Origin of the sequence: Arsukibacterium sp. (assembly GCF_036735525.1) — a bacterium.
Taxonomy (GTDB): Bacteria; Pseudomonadota; Gammaproteobacteria; order Enterobacterales; family Alteromonadaceae; genus Alishewanella.
Map to the genome: position 1 here is coordinate 1 of NZ_DAINOE010000179.1, position 2,698 is coordinate 2,698.

Consider the following 2,698-nt stretch of genomic DNA (forward strand, 5'->3'; position numbering starts at 1 on the left):
TTTTTGGCAGGAACGCCAGCGTAAATATACCCGCTTTCCACCACTGTATTTGCCGGGAAAGGCCCAATTGGCTTGAATATCCTGATAATAGTGTTCCAGTTGCTGTAAAAATTCAGTTTTACTGGGGCAAATGTTTTGCTGCACCCACGCTTTCATTGCCGCTACCGCTATCAGTGATTCTTTTTCATCATAGCCGCTATTGAGTTCGTATCTGGCTTGTTGATCAAGTGCGGCTAAGGCACGGCTTTTCCAGGCAGGTTGCTGCATCGTTACGACATCATTTTCTTCGGTAAATAAACCATAGTGCAACTGGCAATTTTTTTACAGCGAAAAATTCTAATCATCTGCTTCATATCTAACCTAGATATATTATTCCGTAAGAACCCGGCATTTAACAATATGCAGCGAATAAGGCGTAATCTCTACTTCCACTCTCTTTTTTTCTTTTACTGATGAAGAAAGGCATCTGGCATGCGCCTTGAAAGCATAGTGAGCTGCAGCCTTTTCAAAAAAATGAAGCCGGTAAAGCCCGTCATCAGGATTGAACTGCATTGTCGTTAGGGTCAGCTGTTCAATAAGAACAACAGGGCTATTGACTGCGGTGCTAGCAGAGGTAACAGCAACACTAGAAAACATAACAGGTAATGCCAGTATCTTGATAAAGGTAATCATCTTTCGCTATCCACTCTTTAAGCTTTTGTTTTGTATCTGTCACTATGCAAGGCTTTCATAATAAAATATATCGTTTATGCTAAAGATCCGTGACATTCTATGTGAATTGGCTCAATGACGACATTACACCTCATCACGTCTCTGCTTATCCTGTTTTCAGCCTTTAGTTCAGCTAATAGTTCAGCTGATAGTTCAGCTGAGTTTTCACCTCATCCGGCTTGTTTAGATGTTTATCAACGTCACACCGTTATCAACGGCTTAGTTCAGGCTTCGCTACCACTGACTGATTGCCAGGCAGCAAGCGACCTGTCCATCCCCTATGATTATCTGGGGTTCCTCACTTATGACCGGCCGCGTGATGCCGCTGGCACACCGGCTGGCTCAGTGGGCTATCAGCGTATTGCCGGAGCTGTTGACGAGGTGTTATACGCATTACGTGTAAATGAAGGGGGGAATAGCGTAGCCACCGAACTGTTAGTCGGTCAGGAGCGAGCTACCGACGCTGGCACAACACTTTTTAATGCCAGAATTCATGGCCTGAACAGCGAGTGTGATGGGCTAATGGATGCCTGGACCGAGCCATCTGAGCGAATTCATATCATGTTGAACTTGTCTGCAACCACAGTTTTGCAAGCCCTGGTCGCTCCCGATGCCCAGCCATCCAGTGCCGCGCGCGACAACGTGACACTGCAAACCTTGTTCAGTACTGAGCAGTTAACTGCCGTTGAACTTGCGGGGCATTCATGTCTTGGCTATGCCGGGTACGAGCTGGACCCTGAGCGGCTGCAATGGCGTTTGCACAGTTTACGCCTTGATATTACAGATGACGCCGCTGAAGCTGCACTGAGCGCACTGGGTGCCCTGGTCCCCGCTCTGGTAACAGAGGGCGTCGCTATGCTACTTGGCGACAATTTAACCGCGGCGCGCACAGCACTACTCGATGCCAAAGTACTGGTAGAGCAGCCCTGCGACAATGTATTGATTCGCGCCGCAGAACAAAGCGAACCTCAGCTGGCTCTGGAATTGCTGGGCGGTTGTTTAGCGGCTCCGGCTGCAACCAGCACTCATATGCAAGTGGTATTAGCCATGGCACAAATTTCAATAGCTGCCGCTAACCTGACCGATGCCAATCGCTATCTTGCGTTACTAAAAGATATGCTTGAGGCAAACCTTGAATCTGGACAATAAATACCATCACCTTTGCCAAAACCTTACAGGTAACGATACCGTTATTAAATATGACGAGCCAGGCTTAGCAATTGCATTCTAAAATATTTAGCGCTGCAACTATAAAATATTCGCTTTGTGTACTTAAATTAAATGGCAATCCAATTTATGCTGCTTACATCACACTATGTCTGCAAGTGCATTGATATGAACGCTCATGAAATAGATTTTAAGGTTATCGTCACCCTGCTTATAGCCGCGATGAGCGCTGTTTTTTTGCCCGTTGCAGCACAAACTTCGGCACAGCAGTTTGCACATATATACTCCTCCAGCAATGGCGTTTCCCTGGTTTACAACGATGGGCGCTTTGGATTGCTTAATGACGCAGGCGAGCTGTTATTGCCAATAAACTACCAACGTATCGAACCGTTTTCAACAGCCGGTACTGCCGCCGCAGTTAGCTATAATCCCGGCATTACAGATGACAGTCTAAATACCTGGGGCGTCATTGATCGTACCGGCCGGACCTTAGTGCCTTTTAACAATATGTATACCAGCGTATTGAGCGGTGGCAGTATTTCAATAATAGATAGAAACGGCAAAAGGCATCTACTTGATCAAGAGGGCAAGCCCTACATTGTGCCTGCTGGCTTTGTGGACGCCAGTGCTACAGACTCGAAAGAGAAAATGATTATCACAAACGCTGACGGCCAGAAAACGCTGGCTACCCATGATGGTAAAGCTGTTATCCCCGGCCTTTACGACGAAATCGTCTATTACTCTGATATTTCCATTGTCACCGCATCAGGGCAAGATCACGAACACTTTTCAACCAATCAAAGCTGGTAGTTGACCCAAA

Annotated in this window: 4 protein-coding genes; 2 read left to right on the forward strand and 2 right to left on the reverse strand. The window is 46.6% G+C overall.

Features of this window, described 5'->3' with window-relative positions; genetic code table 11:
• Both V7D78_RS16955 and V7D78_RS16960 read right to left on the reverse strand, forming a co-directional pair.
• Positions 1-267: hypothetical protein (locus V7D78_RS16955; RefSeq protein ID WP_333609634.1), on the reverse strand; the 267-nt coding region annotated here is incomplete at its 3' end.
• A gap of 102 nt (positions 268-369) precedes the next feature.
• Entirely contained in the window at positions 370-672 is a 303-nt protein-coding gene (locus V7D78_RS16960) for a hypothetical protein (RefSeq protein WP_333609635.1), read from the reverse strand.
• A 114-nt stretch (positions 673-786) separates the two neighbouring features.
• Here V7D78_RS16960 and V7D78_RS16965 point away from each other — a divergent pair, with 114 nt between their 5' ends.
• Positions 787-1,860, forward strand: a complete 1,074-nt coding sequence (locus tag V7D78_RS16965; RefSeq protein ID WP_333609636.1) for a hypothetical protein — start codon at positions 787-789, stop codon at positions 1,858-1,860.
• 186 nt (positions 1,861-2,046) lie between these two features.
• Positions 2,047-2,688, forward strand: a complete 642-nt coding sequence (locus V7D78_RS16970; protein ID WP_333609637.1) for a WG repeat-containing protein — start codon at positions 2,047-2,049, stop codon at positions 2,686-2,688.
• Positions 2,689-2,698 lie beyond the last annotated feature (10 nt).

Coding starts and splice junctions, on each gene's coding strand:
- V7D78_RS16960 (WP_333609635.1), bottom strand. CDS start 672: ATGATTACCTTTATCAAGATACTGGCATTACCTGTTATGTTTTCTAGT.
- V7D78_RS16965 (WP_333609636.1), top strand. CDS start 787: ATGACGACATTACACCTCATCACGTCTCTGCTTATCCTGTTTTCAGCC.
- V7D78_RS16970 (WP_333609637.1), top strand. CDS start 2,047: ATGAACGCTCATGAAATAGATTTTAAGGTTATCGTCACCCTGCTTATA.